We start from the raw sequence: 19219 nt of genomic DNA, 5'->3' as shown, positions 1-19219 counted from the left end.
TCTCCGCTCATTAATTTTTAAACGCCCTGATTAGGGTGATATAGCCTTTATAAACCTTCCATTCATTACTACCACCTTTTCTGGCGCGAAGCAGGTAGTAATAAGTACCCTCGTTCAGCCCCTCTCCTGTCCAGTTGTTTTTGTAAGCTTTGGTACGGAACACTTCATTTCCCCAACGGTTAATAATGGTTAGCTCGTTTTCTGCAAACTCAGAAAGGCCGTTGATTTCGAAAGTATCATTTATACCATCACCATTTGGTGTAAACAGGTTCGGGATCAACAGGTCATCACCCGAAATGGTCGCCGCATCGGCAAGTACCAGGTTATTGTTGCTCACCGGATCCGGCTGATCTGCTTTTACCGTTGCTGAATTATTTAACACACCTGAAGCCAATGTTCTTGATTTAAAGGTTAAGCTTGCACTCTGGTTTAAATCCAAACTTCCAACCAGCCATACCAAATCTCTTGTTGTAGTAGAATAGGTAGTGGCACCGATGGTAACCGTAATTTCTTTCGGCGCATCGATAATGGTAGAAAGACGATCGTTAACAGTAACCCCTGTTGCCCTGTTCGGACCTTTATTGGTCACTGTAATCTTGTACATTACATCCGATCCTGTTTTGATATCTCCTTTGGTTAACAACTCTTTGGTCACCATTAAATCGGCAGATTGATCTACATTGATGATGGCTTCCGGATTTAAGGTTTTTCCGTTTGGAGCAGTCATAATGGCCACGTTTTTAATGGCATTGTAACTGTTTACATCTGGTGCAACTTTGGCGTCCAGTGTTAATACCGTGCTCGAATTGGCCTGCATGTTAATGGTCCATTTTAAGCTGTTGCCCATCACGGTACCATAACCAGAAACCGAACCTGGCACATAAGTTAATCCTGCCGGAAGTTCGTCGGTAATGGTTACGCCGTTCAATGCAGATCCACCTGTATTCTTAACCGTCAACGAGTAAGTTAAAATTTCGTTGGCCTGCGCTTTGCCATCTTTATTCCCTTTGTTATCAGCTACTGATTTGCTGCCTTCCAGGGCACCTTCAGTAGGAATTGAAACTGCCGGATTTAAGGGCGTTGATGCATTTGCAGGATCGGTAACCGTAGCACTATTGTTGATGGCCAAGGTACCTGATGGTAGCGTTGCATTAACGGTTACTTTAAAATTAACCACCACCTGTCCGTTGGCCGGAATGGTTAAATTATTCCAGTTGAGGGCATTACCAACCAGTACACCTCCATTATTGGCACTTGCACTTACATAAGTGGTATTTGCAGGAATCGGATCGGCAATTTTTACCCCGGTACGTGCGGTATTACCATTGTTTTTAACCGTAATTGTGTAGGTTAATACTTCGCTGGCTTCTGCCCTGCCATTGTTATTGGCATCGGCAACCGTTTTAGTACTTACAATTTGAGGCAACTCTAAAATGGTTGGATAATCATTGTCTTCTTCTGTTCCGGAAACATCAGTAACTGAAGTTCCAGCCGAACTAGTTGCAGTTAAAGTAGCAGTATTCCGTACTGAACTCGCATTTTTCTCTGCCTGACTAATGGTATACACTGCAGTGGCTGTGGCAGTTTCATCAGGTGCTATACTTGAAGGTGCAAAGGTAATGGCCGATGAAATTTTCGGATCAACCAAACTGAAATTGGTCAACGTAACATTACCGGTATTTTTTGCAATAAAGATATAGGTTACCGAATTTCCATCGGCACTTAATACACCTGTTTTAACTAAAGTTAAACCTGGCGCTTCTTTGATCAGGAATACGGTAGGATCGTCTAAGACCGGGGTTCTCGGATCATCAGAAAGTTTGTTCAATTTACCAACGCTGGCAAATTTCGCTACTAAACTGGCCTGATTTACAAACTTACCGTAATCAATTTCCGACTGAACCAGTGTGTGTCTGGCCAAAATCATAGCCGTTTCGGCAGGCTCCAATTTACTGATTACCGATGGGGTAATACTGCCTGCATCTGCTCCCGGATCGGTTACCACGATATCGGTTAAGGTAATATTTCCGGTATTGGTTACCTGGATGCTGTACTCAATGGTTTTTACAATACCCGCACTGTTGGCAACCATTTTGGTAAACCTTACAGATGGATCAGGAATAATTTTGGTAAAAGTTGCATCGTCTGCAGCAGGTGTTGACGGATCATCAGATACTTTTGTAAATGTATTTCCTTTAGGATCTTTTACCGTTGCACTTACCTGGTTGCTAAAACCTCCAGCATTAACATCACTTTGTTTTACAGTATGTTTAGCCGTAATACTCACCGTAGCACCTGGCAATACCGAAGTAATATTTGATGGCGTTAAACTTCCCGCATCTGCATTGGCATCAACTAAAGCGATATCCGTTAGGGTTACATTACCTGTATTTTTAAATACAATGCTGTAATTAATGATATCGCCGGCTTTATTTGCTGTGTTTGTGGCCGATTTGGTTAAAGTAAAACCTGGTGTTGGCGTTAATTTGGTTACGGTTGGATCATTTAGCGCCGGAGTTGAAGGATCATCAGATACCTGATTAATGATATTACCTTTATTATCGGCCACTTTTACTGAAGCCTGGTTCGTAAATGATCCCTGATTCACATCATTTTGAGTTAATGTATGTTTTGCGGCGATCGTTACGCTGGCACCAGGTGCTAAAGTTGAAATATTTGCAGGACTGATCGAACCGGCATCTACAGCAGCATCCGTTATACTTAAATTATTAAGTGTAACCGTTCCTGCATTGGTTAAAGTAAAGGTATAACTGATTGATTCGCCAACTTTTGTTCCGACAGCACTGGCTACTTTGGTGAAAGTAAATTTCGGGCTACCTGAGATCGGGGTTTCGGTAGGATTATCATTCGAATAATCTGTTCCCGAAACATCTGTAATCGCATTTCCAACAGGTGTTTTAGCACTTATAGAAGCCGTATTGGTCACCAAGGCAGCATCTTTATCGCCCTGGGTTAAAATATAAACCTGACTATAGGTAAAGCTTGCCCCTACTGCTAATGCGTTAGGGAAAGTTTTGTTTAAGCCCAATTTGGCATCCGTTAATATAATATTGTTTAGTTCTACATCACCAACGTTTGTAACTTTGAAAGAATAAGTGATGTTATTGCCATCTGCACTTAAAATTCCTGTTTTAATCAAGGCAACTTTTCCCTTTAACAATGGCGTGGTAATGGTTGACTGGTTATTTCCGCTTTCAGGATCGGTTGTTCCCTGAGCTGGTGTTAATGCAACACTATTGGTTAAACCCGAACCTGTAAAACCAGCTGCAATACGACCGTTTACGGTTAAACTCACCTGTTTACCAACAGTTAAATCTGCAGCCAGGGTAAAGGTATTTGCTGTTGAACTATATGTTCCTCCAACGGCATTATAGGTGATATTTTCCAGTCCGGAAGGAAGGTTTTCGGTCAAACCAATAACCTGACCACTTAATAGGGTAGCTGGTCCATTATTCTTAATATTAATGGTATAGCTGATTGTTCCATTACTTTCAACGCCGGTAACATTTGCCGTTTTGCTGATCTGAAGATCTGCTATCCAGTTAGGGATGGTTACCGTTACTACCGCAGTTGAAGATTTGCCCGGATCTAATTTATCGGTTATCTGGTAAGATAAGGTATATACTCCTGGAAGTGTACCCGCAGCAACATTTACTTTTCCGGTTGCTAAATCTAAGGTCACATTTGCATTTGAAGTGGAAATCTGACTGATTGCAATAATTGTTGTATTTGCTTTTGAGTTATTATTATAGGTATCGTTAAACAAAATATTCTCGATGGCCACGCCTCCGGTAAATCCGTTCGCGGTTCCGGCATCATCCTGAGCTAAAATTGTGCTGGTTCCAACCGTTACAGTAACAGTAGCCGTTTTAGTCTGACCTGGGTTCAATTTGTCTTCGATCTGGTAAACAACTTCGTAAGTACCTGCAGGAGTATTTGGAGAAACGTTCACTTTTCCGGTGGTTACATCTAAAGTAACGTTAGGATTGGTAGTTGAAACCTGGCTTAGTTTTACTTCGTTCAAGGTAGCCGGGTTACCGTTGTAAGTATCGTTCAACAATACATTTTCAACTGCTGTTCCACCGGTATAGCCGTTTGCATTTCCTGAATCGGCTGTAGCAACCATTGCAGGAGCACCAACAGTTACAGTAACGATAGCCGTTTTGGTCTGACCAGGGTTCAGTTTGTCTTCGATCTGGTAAACTATTTCGTAAGTTCCTGTCGGAGTATTCGGCGCAACGTTCACTTTTCCGGTGGCTACATCTAAAGTAACATTAGGATTGGTAGTTGAAACCTGGCTTAATTTAACCTCGTTCAAAGTGGCCGGGTTACCGTTGTAAGTATCGTTCAACAATACATTTTCAACTGCGGTTCCACCAGTATAACCGTTTGCATTTCCTGAATCGGCTGTAGCAATCATTGCAGGAGCGCCAACAGTTACAGTAACGGTAGCATTATTCGTCTGACCAGGGTTCAGTTTGTCTTCGATCTGGTAAACAACTTCGTAAGTACCTGCAGGAGTGTTTGGAGAAACGTTCACTTTTCCGGTGGTTACGTCTAAAGTAACGTTAGGATTAGTGGTTGAAACCTGGCTTAATTTTACTTCATTTAAAGTGGCCGGGTTACCGTTGTAAGTATCATTCAACAATACATTTTCTACTGCTGTTCCACCGGTATAGCCGTTTGCATTTCCTGAATCGGCTGTAGCAACCATTGCAGGAGTACCTACAGTTACAGTAACGGTAGCCGTTTTAGTCTGACCTGGATTCAGTTTGTCTTCGATCTGGTAAACTACTTCGTAAGTACCTGCAGGAGTGTTTGGTGCCACGTTCACTTTTCCGGTGGTTACGTCTAAAGTAACGTTAGGATTGGTAGTTGAAACCTGGCTTAATTTAACCTCGTTCAAAGTGGCCGGGTTGCCGTTGTAGGTATCGTTCAACAATACATTTTCAACAGCTGTTCCACCAGTATAGCCGTTTGCATTTCCTGAATCGTTTGTGGCAACCATTGCAGGAGCACCAACAGTTACAGTAACGGTAGCATTCTTCGTCTGACCAGGGTTCAGTTTATCTTCGATCTGGTAAACTACTTCGTAAGTTCCTGCTGGAGTATTCGGCGCAACGTTCACTTTTCCGGTGGCTACATCTAAAGTAACATTAGGATTGGTAGTTGAAACCTGGCTTAATTTAACCTCGTTCAAAGTGGCTGGATTACCGTTATAGGTATCGTTTAATAATACGTTTTCAAAAGCTATTCCACCGGTATAACCGTTTGCATTTCCTGAATCGGCTGTAGCAACCATTGCAGGAGCAACAACAGTTACAGTAACGGTAGCCGTTTTAGTCTGACCAGGGTTCAGTTTGTCTTCGATCTGGTAAACCAGAGTATAGGTACCAGCCGGAGTATTCGGAGCAACGTTCACTTTTCCGGTGGTTACATCTAAAGTAACGTTAGGATTGGTAGTTGAAACCTGGCTTAGTTTTACTTCATTTAAAGTAGCCGGGTTGCCGTTGTAAGTATCGTTTGTTAATACATTTTCTACAGCAATTCCACCGGTATAACCGTTTGCATTTCCTGAATCGTTTGTAGCAATCATTGCAGGAGCGCCAACAGTTACAGTAACGGTAGCATTATTCGTCTGACCAGGGTTCAGTTTATCTTCGATCAGGTAAACCAAAATATAGGTACCAGCCGGAGTGTTCGGTGCAACGTTCACTTTTCCATTGGTTACATCTAAAGTAACATTTGGATTAGTGGTTGAAACCTGGCTTAATTTAACCTCGTTCAAAGTGGCTGGATTACCATTATAGGTATCGTTCAGCAATACATTTTCAACTGCGGTTCCACCGGTATAACCGTTTGCATTTCCTGAATCGCTTGTGGCAACCATTGCTGGTGCTGAAACGGTTACAGTAACAGTAGCATTCTTCTTCTGACCTGGGTTCAGTTTGTCTTCGATCTGGTAAACCAAAGTGTAAATGCCCACAGGGGTATTTGGTGCAACATTCACTTTTCCGGTGGTTACGTCTAAAGTAACGTTAGGATTAGTGGTTGAAACCTGGCTTAATTTAACCTCGTTTAAAGTAGCCGGGTTGCCGTTATAAGTATCATTCAACAATACATTTTCAACAGCTGTTCCACCAGTATAACCGTTTGCATTTCCTGAATCGGCTGTAGCAATCATTGCAGGAGCGCCAACAGTTACATTTACCGTTGCCGTTTTAGTCTGACCAGGATTAAGTTTATCTTCGATCTGGTAAACCAAGGTATAAGTTCCAGCCTGCGTGTTAGGTGCAACATTCACTTTTCCAGTAGTTACATCTAAAGTAACATTAGGATTGGTAGTTGAAACCTGGCTTAATTTAACCTCGTTCAAAGTGGCCGGGTTGCCGTTGTAGGTATCGTTCAACAATACATTCTCCACTGCTGTTCCCCCGGTATAACCGTTTGCATTTCCTGAATCGGCTGTAGCGACCAAAGCAGGAGCACCAACAGTTACAGTAACAGTAGCTGTTTTGGTTTGACCTGGGTTCAGTTTATCTTCGATCTGGTAAACTACTTCGTAAGTTCCTGCCGGTGTATTCGGCGCAACGTTCACTTTTCCAGTGGTTACGTCTAAAGTAACGTTAGGATTAGTGGTTGAAACCTGGCTTAATTTAACCTCGTTTAAAGTGGCTGGATTACCGTTGTAAGTATCATTCAACAATACATTTTCTACCGCAGTTCCACCAGTATAGCCGTTTGCATTTCCTGAATCGGCTGTGGCAACCATTGCAGGAGCACCAACAGTTACAGTAACGGTAGCCGTTTTGGTCTGGCCTGGATTCAGTTTATCTTCGATCTGGTATACCAGAGTATAAGTTCCTGCCGGTGTATTCGGCGCAACGTTCACTTTTCCGGTGGTTACGTCTAAAGTAACGTTAGGATTAGTGGTTGAAACCTGGCTTAATTTAACCTCGTTCAAAGTGGCTGGATTACCATTATAGGTATCGTTCAGCAATACATTCTCCACTGCTGTTCCACCGATATAGCCGTTTGCATTTCCTGAATCGTTTGTGGCAACCATTGCAGGAGCACCAACAGTTACAGTAACGGTAGCATTCTTCGTCTGACCAGGGTTCAGTTTGTCTTCGATCTGGTAAACTACTTCGTAAGTTCCTGCCGGAGTATTCGGCGCAACGTTCACTTTTCCGGTGGTTACATCTAAAGTAACGTTAGGATTAGTGGTTGAAACCTGGCTTAGTTTTACTTCATTTAAGGTAGCCGGGTTGCTGTTATAAGTATCGTTTGTTAATACATTCCCCACTGCTGTTCCACCGGTATAGCCGTTTGCATTTCCTGAATCGTTTTTGGCAACCATCGCTGGTGCTGAAACGGTTACAGTAACGGTAGCATTCTTCGTCTGACCAGGGTTCAGTTTATCTTCGATCTGGTAAACCAAAGTGTAAACGCCCGCAGGGGTATTTGGCGCAACGTTCACTTTTCCGGTGGTTACATCTAAGGTTACGTTAGGGTTAGTAGTTGAAACCTGGCTTAGTTTTACTTCATTTAAAGTGGCCGGGTTGCCGTTGTAGGTATCGTTCAACAATACATTTTCTACAGCAGTTCCACCGGTATAGCCGTTTGCATTTCCTGAATCGTTTGTGGCAACCATTGCAGGAGCACCAACAGTTACAGTAACGGTAGCATTCTTCGTCTGACCAGGGTTCAGTTTGTCTTCGATCTGGTAAACTACTTCGTAAGTTCCTGTCGGAGTATTTGGAGCAACATTCACTTTTCCAGTGGTTACATCTAAGGTAACATTAGGATTGGTAGTTGAAACCTGGCTTAATTTTACTTCATTTAAATTAGCCGGGTTGCCGTTGTAGATATCGTTCAACAATACATTTTCTACAGCGGTTCCACCAGTATAACCGTTTGCATTTCCTGAATCGGCTGTCGCAACCATTACTGGCGCCGAAACGGTTACAGTTACAGTAGCATTCTTCGTCTGACCTGGATTCAGTTTGTCTTCGATCTGGTAAACCAAAGTATAAATGCCCGCAGAGGTATTTGGCGCAACGTTCACTTTTCCAGTGGTTACATCTAAGGTTACGTTAGGGTTAGTGGTTGAAACCTGGCTTAGTTTTACTTCATTCAAGGTAGCCGGGTTACCATTGTAAGTATCGTTTGTTAATACATTTTCTACAGCAATTCCACCGGTATAACCGTTTGCATTTCCTGAATCGCTCGTGGCAATCATTGCTGGAGCACCAACAGTAATAGTTACAGTAGCCGTTTTGGTCTGGCCAGGGTTCAGTTTGTCTTCGATCTGGTAAACTACTTCGTAAGTACCTGCAGGAGTGTTCGGCGTAACGTTCACTTTTCCGGTGGTTACATCTAAAGTAACATTAGGATTGGTAGTTGAAACCTGGCTTAGTTTCACTTCATTTAAATTAGCCGGGTTGCCGTTGTAGGTATCGTTCAACAATACATTTTCTACAGCGGTTCCACCAGTATAACCGTTTGCATTTCCTGAATCGGCTGTAGCAATCATTGCAGGAGCAACAACAGTTACAGTAACGGTAGCCGTTTTGGTTTGACCAGGGTTCAGTTTATCTTCGATCTGGTAAACTACTTCGTAAGTTCCTGCCGGTGTATTCGGCGCAACGTTCACTTTTCCAGTGGTTACATCTAAAGTAACGTTAGGATTAGTGATTGAAACCTGGCTTAATTTAACCTCGTTTAAAGTGGCTGGATTACCGTTGTAAGTATCGTTAACCAGTACATTCTCTACCGCCGTTCCACCGGTATAGCCGTTTGCATTACCTGAATCGGCTGTAGCAATCATTGCAGGAGCGCCAACAGTTACGGTTACCGTTGCCGTTTTAGTCTGACCTGGGTTCAGTTTATCTTCGATCTGGTAAACCAAAGTATAGGTACCAGCCGGAGTGTTCGGTGCAACATTCACTTTTCCGGTGGTTACATCTAAAGTAACGTTAGGATTGGTAGTTGAAACCTGGCTTAGTTTCACTTCATTCAAAGTAGCCGGGTTGCCGTTATAAGTATCGTTTAATAATACATTTTCAACTGCTGTTCCACCAGTATAACCGTTTGCATTTCCTGAATCGGCTGTAGCAACCATTGTTGGTGCTGAAACGGTTACAGTAACAGTAGCTATTTTGGTCTGACCCGGGTTCAGTTTATCTTCGATCTGGTAAACCAAAGTATAAATGCCCGCAGGAGTATTTGGCGCAACGTTCACTTTTCCGGTGGTTACGTCTAAAGTAACGTTAGGATTAGTGGTTGAAACCTGGCTTAATTTAACCTCGTTCAAGGTAGCCGGGTTGCCGTTATAAGTATCATTCAACAATACATTTTCTACAGCTGTTCCACCGGTATAACCGTTTGCATTTCCTGAATCGGCTGTAGCAACCATTGCAGGAGCAACAACAGTTACAGTAACGGTAGCATTCTTTGTCTGACCTAGGTTCAGTTTATCTTCGATCTGGTAAATAACTTCGTAAGTACCTGTAGGAGTATTTGGTGCTACGTTCACTTTTCCGGTGGTTACATCTAAAGTAACATTTGGATTAGTGGTTGAAACCTGGCTTAGTTTTACTTCATTTAAAGTGGCTGGATTACCGTTATAGGTATCGTTTAATAATACGTTTTCAACAGCTATTCCACCGGTATAACCGTTTGCATTTCCTGAATCGCTTGTAGCGATCATTGCAGGAGAACCAACAGTTACAGTAACGGTAGCATTCTTCGTCTGACCTGGGTTCAGTTTATCTTCGATCTGGTAAACCAGAGTATAGGTACCTGCCGGAGTGTTTGGCACAACGTTCACTTTTCCGGTGGTTACATCTAAAGTAACATTAGGGTTAGTGGTTGAAACCTGGCTTAGTTTTACTTCATTTAAAGTAGCCGGGTTGCCGTTATAGGTATCGTTCAACAATACATTTTCTACTGCTGTTCCACCGGTATAGCCGTTTGCATTTCCTGAATCGTTTGTAGCAACCATTGCAGGAGCGCCAACAGTTACAGTAACGGTAGCCGTTTTGGTCTGACCAGGGTTCAGTTTATCTTCGATCTGGTAAACCAGAGTATAGGTACCAGCCGGAGTATTTGGCGCAACGTTCACTTTTCCGGTGGTTACTTCTAAAGTAACGTTAGGATTAGTAGTTGAAACCTGGCTTAATTTAACTTCATTTAAAGTGGCCGGGTTACCATTGTAGGTATCGTTTGTTAATACATTCTCTACAGCGGTTCCACCAGTATAACCGTTTGCATTTCCTGAATCGGCTGTAGCAACCATCGCTGGTGCTGAAATGGTTACAGTAACGGTAGCATTCTTCGTCTGACCTGAGTTCAGTTTATCTTCGATCAGGTAAACCAAAATATAGGTACCAGCCGGAGTGTTCGGTGCAACATTAACTTTTCCGGTGGTTACATCTAAAGTAACATTAGGATTGGTGGTTGAAACCTGACTTAATTTAACCTCATTCAAAGTGGCCGGGTTGCCGTTGTAGGTATCGTTCAACAATACATTCTCCACTGCTGTTCCACCGGTATAGCCGTTTGCATTTCCTGAATCGGCTGTAGCGACCAAAGCAGGAGCACCAACAGTTACAGTAACAGTAGCTGTTTTGGTTTGACCCGCATCTAATTTATCCGAAATTTCATAAATCAACGTATATACTCCTGCTGGAGTATTAGGTGCTACATCTACCTGGCCCGTTGCAACATTTAACTTAACATTAGGGTTTGAGGTAGAAACTTGTGAAAGATTGACATCATTTAAAGTTGGAGCGATGGTAGTTCCATTATAACCATCATTAGCGAGTACATTCGCAACAGCTAACCCTCCTACCAGGCCATTAACATTTCCAGAATCATCCTTAGCTAATAAAGCTCCCGAAGCAACCGTTACTTTTACCATTGCGGTAGAAATTTTAGACGCATCCAGTTTATCGGTGATGGTATAAGTTAAAGTGTAAACACCTGCTGGGGTATTGGTTGCAACAGTTACTTTACCAGTAGCAGGATCAAGCGTCACTTTGCCATTGCTGTCGTTGGTACCATTGGTGATCGTAACGTTTGCCAAAGAAGCCTGCGTTCCACCGTTATAAGTATCGTTGGCAAGTACATCGATGATGTTTGCTCCGCCGGTTACAGCATTCGCTGAACCAGCATCGTCTTTTGCTAAAATCGCACCCGAAGCAATAGTTACTTTTACCGTAGCGGTTGAAGTTTTGCTCGGATCTAATTTATCGGTGATGGTATAAGTTAAAGTGTAAACACCTGCGGGGGTATTCGCGGCAACGCTTACTTTACCGGTTAATGGATCAAGTGTTACCTTGCCATTGCTATCATTCGTACCATTGGCGATGGTAACGTTGGCCAAAGTAGCCTGAGTTCCGCCATTATAGGTATCGTTTGTTAGCACATCGATGATGTTTGCTCCGCCTGTTACCGAGTTCGCTGAACCAGCATCGTCTTTAGCCAAAATCACTCCAGAAGCAACCGTTACTTTTATTGTTGCAGTAGAAGTTTTACTTGCATCCAATTTATCAGTGATGATATAGGTTAAAGTGTAAACACCTGCCGGGGTATTGGCGGCAACACTTACCGCTACAGTAGCAGGATCTAAAGTTACCTTGCCATTGCTATCGTTCGTACCGTTGGTAATAGTAACATCAGCCAAAGTTGGAGCAGTAGTTGTTCCATTATAGCTATCATTTGCTAAAACATTTGTTACAGCTGTGCCTCCGGTTACTGAATTGGCTGAACCTGTATCGTCTTTTGCCAAAATAGCCCCCGAAGCAACCGTTACTTTTACCGTTGCGGTTGAAGTTTTGCTCGGATCTAATTTATCGGTGATGGTATAAGTTAAAGTATAAACTGCTGCAGGAGTATTCGCAGCAACGCTCAATTTACCAGTAGCAGGATCAAGCGTCACTTTGCCATTGCTGTCATTGGCACCATTGCTAATCGTAACATTGGCTAAGCTTGCCTGCGTTCCGCCGTTGTAGGTATCGTTGGCCAGTACATCGACGATATTTGCTCCGCCTATTACCGAGTTCGCTGAACCAGCATCGTCTTTTGCAAGGATGGCTCCTGAAGCAACCGTTACTTTTACCGTAGCGGTTGAAGTTTTGCTCGGATCTAATTTATCGGTGATGGTATAAGTTAAAGTGTAAACACCTGCGGGGGTATTGGTTGCAACAGTTACTTTACCAGTTAATGGGTCAAGTATTACCTTGCCATTGCTGTCGTTGGTACCATTGGTGATCGTAACGTTTGCCAAAGTAGTCTGCGTTCCACCGTTATAACTATCGTTGGCCAGTACATCGATGATGTTTGCTCCACCACTTACTGAATTTGCTGAACCAGCATCATCTTTTGCCAGTATCGCACCCGAAGCCACGGTTACTTTTACCGTTGCAGTAGAAGTTTTACTTGCATCTAATTTATCGGTAATAGTATAGGTTAAAGTGTAAACACCTGCTGGGGTATTGGTTGCAACGCTCACTTTACCAGTAGCAGGATCAAGCGTCACTTTGCCATTGCTGTTATTGGTACCATTGCTAATCGTAACATTGGCTAAGCTTGCCTGGGTTCCACCGTTATAACTATCGTTGGCCAGTACATCGATGATGTTTGTTCCACCAGTTACAGCATTCGCTGAACCAGCATCGTCTTTTGCTAAAATCGCACCCGAAGCAATAGTTACTTTTATCGTAGCGGTTGAAGTTTTGCTCGGATCTAATTTATCGGTGATGGTATAAGTTAAAGTGTAAACTGCTGCCGGGGTATTCGCGGCAACGCTCACTTTACCAGTAGCAGGATCAAGCGCCACTTTGCCATTGCTGTCGTTGGTACCATTGGTGATCGTAACGTTTGCCAAAGAAGCCTGCGTTCCACCGTTATAAGTATCGTTGGCCAGCACATCGATGATGTTTGTTCCACCAATTACAGCATTCGCTGAACCAGCATCATCTTTTGCTAAAATCGCATCCGAAGACACAGTCACTTTTACAGTTGCGGTAGAAGTTTTACTGCCGTCCAGTTTATCGGTTATGGTATAAGTCAAAGTGTAAACACCTGCCGGGGTATTAGTTGCAACAGTTACTGCACCTGTAGCAGGATCAAGTACCACCTTGCCATTGCTATCGTTCGTCCCATTGGTAATCGTTACGTTAGCTAAAGTAGCCTGAGTTCCACCGTTAAAAGTATCGTTAGCCAAAACATTTGCAACAACAGTGCCGCCGGTTACTGAATTGGCTGAACCGGTATCGTCTTTCGCTAAAATCACTCCAGAAGCAACCGTTACTTTTACCGTAGCGGTTGAAGTTTTAGAAGCATCAAGTTTATCGGTAATGGTATATGTCAAAGTGTAAACAGCTGCAGGGGTATTGGTTGCAACAGTTACTGCACCTGTAGCAGGATCAAGTGCCACCTTGCCATTGCTATCGTTCGTCCCATTGGTAATCGTTACGTTAGCTAAAGTAGCCTGTGTTCCACCGTTATAACTATCGTTGGCCAAAATATTTGCAACAGCAGTGCCGCCGGTTACTGAATTGGCTGAACCTGTATCGTCTTTTGCCAGTATTGCGCCTGTAGTTAAGTGAACTGTAACCGTTGCCTGTTTTACATTTCCTGGGTTCGCCTTATCTTCGATCTGATAAACCAAAGTATAATCACCAACAGGAGTACCAGGAAGCACATTAACTTTTCCTGTAGCTGGATCAATGGAAATATTCGGATTTGTACTCGAAATCTGACTAATCGTAACATTGGTCAAAGTAGCCTGATTACCGTTAACCTTATCGTTAGCCAGCACATTGTTCACCGCAACACCACCGGTTACAGCACTCAAGGTACCTGCATCATCAACCGCATAAACACCGGTATTGGTTACCGTCGGGTTGTCGTTGCTTTCCGTTGTACCCGAAACATCAGAAACATTAGCATTTGATGGCGTTTTTCCATTAACGGTAGCGGTATTGCTAACCGTTCCGGCAGCTTTTTCTACCGCAGAGATCGTATAAGATGCCGTTGCTGTAGTGCTTGCTCCCGGTGCTAAGGTTGTAGTACCCAAAGTAATTGCACCGGTAACTTTGCTATCTGTTACGGCAAGATTACTTAAGGTAACATTACCCGTGTTTTTAACCGTAAACAAATAACTGATCGTATTACCATTGATGTTCAACGTGCCTGTTTTTACTAAAGTAACAGCAGGATTCAAAGCAATATTAACATCGGCTATCGCTGTTTTTGCTGTTGGCAGTTCAGTGGTGGTTACACTTGCAGTATTACTGATTTTGCCTGAATTATTGGTTGGCTTACCATTATTGTTTAAGTCTGACTGTAAAACGGTATATGATCCGGCATAAGTCCAAACCTCTCCTTTTTCTAAAATATTATCCGTATTTCCAGTTTTAACGGGATTGTTTAGATTGCCTCCCAGTAAAGGATCGTTAAGCACTACATTATTTTGATTGGCATTTCCTGTGTTTGCAACCGTAATGGTATAATTAATTACATTTCCAGCTTGGTTGACAGCCGCTACATTTGCCGTTTTTGTGATCGATATAGACGAACATACCGGTACATTTACGGTGATGGTAAATGGATTACCAACGCAGGCTCCGGTAACTGTAGCTTTAGGGGTTACCGTATAAATTATAGTTTGTACACTATTGCTTGTATTTACTAAAGTCTGATTGATCGTGTTTCCCGATCCGCTGGCTGCTCCGGTTACATTCGCATTCGAACTTATCGTCCAGGTAAACGACGAAGGAACAGAATTGCCACCATTAGCCGTATTATTGATATTCTCAGTTTGGATATTGTAACTTAAAGTTCCCGCACAATCCAAAGTTTTTGTATCATTAAATCCTTTAGGACTTTGATAAATCGTCACTGTGACCGAAGCGCGGCTTGCACTTTCACAACCATTCACCGTTTGACTTGCGTAATAAGTTCCATTGGCCAAAGCAGTTGTCGAAGTTAAAGCAGTTCCACCAGTAGACTGGGTATACCATTTAACCGCAGTTCCAGTTGACGATAAACTGGCAACTGTCGCATTCGAAATTTCACAGAAAGTTTGATTGCTAGCCGTTGGTGCAGGCGTAGCGGTAATGCTTACCGTAACCGAAGCGCGGCTTGCGCTTTCACAACCGTTAACCGTCTGACTCGCATAGTAAGTTCCATTGGCCAAAGCAGTTGTCGAAGCTAAAGCAGTTCCGCCAGTAGACTGGGTATACCATTTAACTGCAGTTCCGGTTGCAGCTAAATTGGCAACAGTAGCATTCATAATTTCGCAGAAAGTCTGGTTGCTTGCGGTTGGTGCAGATGTAGCAGTTCTTACAATAATATCGAAAGTAAATGTTGCACCAGTACATCCATTATAAACAGGTGTTACCGTATACCTCACAGTTACATCAGCACCTGAAGTATTTGAAAGTGTTTGCGAAATTGGTCCGGCAACTGCTGTTGATTGATTTGAAAAGCCTGTTGCAGTTCCATTGGTCAACGCTGCAGTCCATGTGTAATTCGTGCCGTTTACATTGCTAACTGGTGTAACACTAAATGCAGCTGCCGAACAGATCGTCTGTCCCGTTGCAGAAACAGAAAGCGTTGGCACAACATATACCGTAATCTTAAAAGGATTTCCACTGCACGATGCGTACGTTGGTGTAACCGTATAAGTTGCCGTTTGCAAGGCAGTACCCGAATTGGTTAAAGTCTGATTTACCGAAAGCTGTGCACTGCCCGATGTTCCACCTGTAATATCTGTTGATGAAAGTACAGGAGCAGACCATGTATAAGTTGTTCCATTAGGAACATCAACCGGTGCAAAAGTAAAACTACCTGTTTTACAGATATAATAAGTTTGATCGGCAATTACCGGACGCGGTGTTACCGTAACCGTTGCAGTACCCGAAATTGCATTAGTACAGCTACCACCTGAAACAATTGCCCTGTAAATAGTGGTAATACCAATGTTGGTATAATTTAAAGTTTTGGTGGTATTTGAAATTGCTCCCCAGCTAATGCCATTATCTGTTGATGATTCCCAACGTACTACTGTAGCAGGAGCGCCCGTTAATGTTAACGTTCCGTTAGATCCTGAGCATTGCGTTGCAGATCCCGTAATAATTCCTGTTGAGGTAACCGTTACCGTATGGTTTGCGGTTTTAGTAGAACATGTATTAACTGCTGTAGCCGTGATTGTAGCAGTACCATTATAATTGGCCGACCAGGTTACATCACCCGTTGAAGAATTGATTACCCCTGCATTTGAAGGAGATAAACTATAAGTGATCGAGTTGCTGTTTGTTGCCGTAGCGCTATAGTTGTCTACTCCGGCTCCCTGACACCTGGATGAAGAGGAACCACGTGTAAAGGAAGGGGCACCTAAGGTAGCCATAACCGTTATATTACCTTCGGTTGTAACTGACCCGGATTTAACCGTATAAGTATAAACAGTGTTAGAAAACAACAAGGCAGTGGTTGTTCCAGATATAGTCAATCTTTTTGTAGATGAATCAAAGGTATAACTAACCCCCAATGGCAAATTATCAACTTTTGCGCTACCAGCAGTTGCAGAAGCAGGCATCTGATAAACAATGTCGGTTATCGCACTTCCTGCGCAAACCACCTGAGCATCATTGCCACTAAATAAAGATATTGCAGATGGAGTTACGCTTACTGAAGCTGTATTATTGCTTAAAACCGGATCATTCTGTGGCCCAGTAACTGTAACCGTGTTTTTATAGGCATTTGTGGCGCTTGATGAAACAACCTTTGCGTTGATGGTTAATGTTTTTGTTTCACCAGCTGCCATCGATCCTATCGACCATAGTCCGGTAGAAGGATTATATGAAGTTCCGGTACTGGATGTACTTGAAACGTAAGTATATCCTGCAGGCAATAAATCTGCTGCTGAAACTCCAATTGCATTACCAGTACCAGTAACCGTTCCTGAAGCAACATTCGAATTTTTAACCGTTACCGTGAAAGCAACCGTTGTTCCGATACCGGGCGAAGAATCGCTAACGGTCTTACCTGCAATTATATCAACATTACATAAGGCGACAGTAATAGGCAAAGATTGCGCACTCATTCCGCAATCTAATTTCGATGTAACCGTATATGTTCCTGAAACTGGTGCTACATAGGTGTTACTGGTAGCACCGGAGATGGCTGTTCCATCTAAATACCATTGAAATGGAGCAACACTCGAAGGATCCGCAGTTAACAATGCCGAAGCACAATCGCTTTGCGTAAAAGTCGGTTTCAACGCTTTTTCTGGAAAAGGCGAAAGAAAATTCGACATCGAGAATCCCCCACCCTGCTGAACCATATTAACCGTTAACCTGGCAGTACTGGTTAAAGTAATTACATTTGGTGTGCCTATTTCTGTGTCATCAAAATCAATGATATATTGCCCGGTCGATCCCATTTGTCTTCTGATTCCAACTCCAGCAATAGTTTCGATATTTTTATTGGTATAACCATTATCTGTTGACAGTAAAACCGGCGCAGTAGGATCTTGTAAAATGATATAAGAGAAATAAGGTAGATTCTTAGTTTCGTTTAAGTCACGAAATTTAACCGTCTCTACTCTTTTCGATCCGCCACAGGAAGAGATTGGAGCAAGTGTTGCCACATCTACTTCACATTTTTGTGCGGTACCTGAATAAGCCACCACATTTTTATTGGCTACAATGCGGCTTGCAGAATATACCTGTCCGTCTTGTCCATTGATATTGCCAGCTCCGGCGATTCCATTCGGAAAAGTAACAAAACTACCGGCAGCAACTAAATTATAGGTATTGGTGCTCTGTAAAACACCTGCCGTATTAAAATTGTAAACGGTAATAGATGTATTCGCTTCCGACGCAATTACTGTGGTTTGCTCTGCAATGTTGTTTCCAGCTCCCCTAACTACTACGTATTCATTCCCCAATGACGTTATAGGCGGCACAGGATTACTCGCACTATCATAACATTCAGTAGTGTAAGTTGGAGCATCAAATTGAGCACTGGTGTTCATTACTGCTGGCCCTGATGTTTCCACCAATGACCCCATGTTGGCATTAAACAAATAACTTTGGCCGGCATTTAATGTGGTAGTAGCTACACCATTAATGCTCACCACTGTATTATTTTCAATAGCCATAACACTATAAATCACATTATGCTGCCTGGTGTTATAATTGGGGTTATTGCTTGTATAAATTTCTCCATTCCGGTAATACCCTACTCTGAATTTATTACCTATCGCTGCATCGCCAAAACTGAACAATGAAGAGTTGCCTTTGATATAATCATCATTGCTTTGATCCGATGCTACGTTCCTGATATTTACACTGATTGCTGATGTTCCTTCTACAATAAGCCCAGCCGCATTAATATTGGTATTTAGGTTTAAGTATGGAAAACTGGTAACCGCACCTGCAAAGCGGTATTTTGCCGGACTGCCTGCCACAACATTGTTCAATGTTGTAATTAAGCTCCCATCGCTCTTTTTTACAGTGACAGAAATTGGCGTTGTACTTACCGTTGAAACAATTAATTCGTTAGCAACAGTAAAGTATTGCCAAGGCGCAGGGGCGATATAATGCGTTTTGTAGGTTTGTGCAGTAACAGACGAGACAGAGATAAGCAAAAACACAGATAAAACCATGAATTTAAACCAGGTTTCCTGCTGAAAATCATTAAAAAAGCGTTGTATAAGTTTATTCATTCTGCCCATTGGGATAATAGGGTTATTACTGCTTAAAATTGGTCTCATCCGATGAGCACAAAATCTTCCTAAAAAGCTTGTTTGTTTATAAAAATTTCTCTTTAGGGAATGCAGCAAAATCAGCGCATACACGCTGATTATAAAACACTTTTGAAGAGATAGACACTATAAAAAAACGTTGTTTTTGAGGGCGGCAAAAGTATGTTATTTTTCACACTCTTACAAGTAGCAAAAAGGGCTAAAAAGAATAGCATTTTCTGTACTTAAATTGTCAAAAACTGTCTTTCCAATAATACAAAGTAAACAAAAAAAGAAATTGACTTCCTACACCTACATATCCGACTACCGTTAGCCTGGATGATTTTTTGACAATAATCAACAACTATATAACAACTTGACTTATTTATCATACAGCCAAACAGAAAAACTAAAAAATTGGAGACAAAAAAGGGGTTA

At 42.5% G+C, this 19219-nt stretch carries 1 protein-coding gene; it reads right to left on the bottom strand.

Features of this window, described 5'->3' with window-relative positions:
• Positions 1 to 10: 10 nt before the first annotated feature.
• Complete coding sequence (locus tag H9L23_RS07420; protein ID WP_187594363.1) at positions 11 to 18763, bottom strand: DUF7507 domain-containing protein; 18753 nt, start codon at positions 18761 to 18763, stop codon at positions 11 to 13.
• Between the last annotated feature and the right edge of the window lie 456 nt (positions 18764 to 19219).

This window comes from Pedobacter roseus (genome assembly GCF_014395225.1).
GTDB classification, from domain to species: Bacteria; Bacteroidota; Bacteroidia; order Sphingobacteriales; family Sphingobacteriaceae; genus Pedobacter; species Pedobacter roseus.
This window is presented reverse-complemented; position numbering and strand designations above follow the sequence as displayed.